At 70.5% G+C, this 1945-nt stretch carries 1 protein-coding gene; it reads left to right on the forward strand.

Going from position 1 to position 1945, the window contains the following annotated elements; genetic code table 11:
- Position 1: 1 nt before the first annotated feature.
- Positions 2 to 1945, forward strand: a 1944-nt coding sequence (locus H3O04_RS35180; protein WP_202589499.1) for a 3-hydroxybutyrate oligomer hydrolase family protein, incomplete at its 3' end; no start/stop codon positions are given.

Below are 1945 nucleotides of genomic sequence, written 5' to 3' on the forward strand. Positions count from 1 at the left end.
GGTGTGGGGGGCGGCGCTGGCCGCGGTCGCGATGCTCGGCGCGTGCAACGGCGACGAGTCGGCCGAGCGCAACCGGTTGCCCGGCTTCGTGTCCGGCAGCGTGCGCACGACGGCCTACGACGGCGCGAGCGACGACCTGCTGACGGCCGGCCTCGGCAAGACCGGCCTCGCGGCGGCGAGTGCGCCCGGGTTCGCGAACCCGTCGCGGCCGACCAGCGCCGAATTGCGCCGTCTCGCCATCTGGTCGAACTATCGCGCGCTCGTCGACATGAGCGCGAATGGCGGCTATGGCCGCTTCTGGGGGCCGAACGTCGACCTCGACGGCAACGACACGCTCGGCGAAGGCAAGATCCCCGGCACCGAATATCTCGCGTACGCCGACGACGGCAGCGGCAGCAAGAACGTCACGCTGCTCGTGCAGGTGCCCGCGAGCTTCAACCCCGCGCAACCGTGCATCGTCACCGCGACGTCGTCCGGCTCGCGCGGCGTGTACGGCGCGATTTCCGCGGCCGGCGAGTGGGCGCTCAAGCGCGGCTGCGCGGTGGCCTACAACGACAAGGGCGGCGGCAACGGCGCGCACGAGCTCGGTTCCGACACCGTCACGCTGATCGACGGCACGCTCGCCAACGCGGTGCTGGCTGGTACCGCGAGCCTGTTCACCGCGAACGTGACGAGCGGCGATCTCGCCGCATTCAACAGCCGCTTCCCGAACCGTTATGCGTTCAAGCATGCGCACTCTCAACAGAATCCCGAGCAGGACTGGGGGCGCGTGACGCTGCAGTCGGTCGAATTCGCGTACTGGGCGCTCAACGAGCAGTTCGGACCGGTGATCGACGGCGCCCGTCACGGCGTGCGCTATCGCGCGGGCGACATCACGACGATCGCCGCGTCGGTCAGCAACGGCGGCGGCGCGTCGCTCGCTGCCGCCGAACAGGACAATCGGGGCTGGATTACCGCGGTGGTGGTCGGCGAGCCGCAGATCAACGTGCGAATGGCGCCGAATGCGGTGGTCCGCGCGGGCGGCCAGCCGGTGCCGTCGTTCGGCCGGCCGCTGGCCGATTACGCGACGCTCGCGAACCTGCTGGAACCGTGCGCGGCCGCGTCGGCGTCGCTCGCCGGCGCGCCGTACCTGAGCGCGCTGCCGGCCACGACCACGCAGTCGATCCGCACGCAGCGCTGCGCGACGCTCGCCGCGGCCGGGCTGGTGGCGGGCGCCGACACGCAGAGCCAGGCGGCCGACGCGCTCGCGCAACTTCACGCGGCCGGCTATCTGGCCGATTCCGACCTGCTGCAGGCGCCGATGTGGGATTCGCAGGCCATTCCAGCGATCGCGGTCACCTATGCGAACGCATACACGCGCTCGCGCGTCACCGACAACCTGTGCAACTTCAGCTTCGCGACGACGAACCCGGCGACGGGCGTGGTCGCGGCGCCCGCCGCATCGCCGATGCCGAGCGTGTTCGGCGTCGGCAACGGCGTGCCGCCGACCGCCGGCATCAATCTGGTGTTCAACGACGGCGCGGGCACCGATCACCGGCTTGCGACGCCCGATGCAAGCTTCGCGGGCGCGCTGTGCCTGCGCCAGCTGTGGACCAACGGGATGCTCGGGATGCCCGCGAACGTCGACGCGGTGCGCGTGAACGCGAACCTGCACGGCAAGCCGGCGATCATCGTGCAGGGCCGCAGCGATGCGCTCGTACCGGTGAACCATGCGTCGCGCGCGTACGTCGCGCAGAACGGCATCAGCGAAGCCGGGCGCAGCCAACTGGTGTTCTACGAAGTGACGAACGGCCAGCACTTCGACGCGTTCCTGTCGGTGCCGGGCTTCGACACGCGCTTCGTGCCGGTTCACTACTACAACGTGCAGGCGCTGAACCTGATGTGGCGGCATCTGAAGAACGGCGCGCCGCTGCCGCCGTCGCAGGTGATCCGCACGGTGCCGCGC

This window comes from Burkholderia sp. KCJ3K979, assembly GCF_016759955.1.
Lineage (GTDB): Bacteria > Pseudomonadota > Gammaproteobacteria > Burkholderiales > Burkholderiaceae > Burkholderia > Burkholderia orbicola.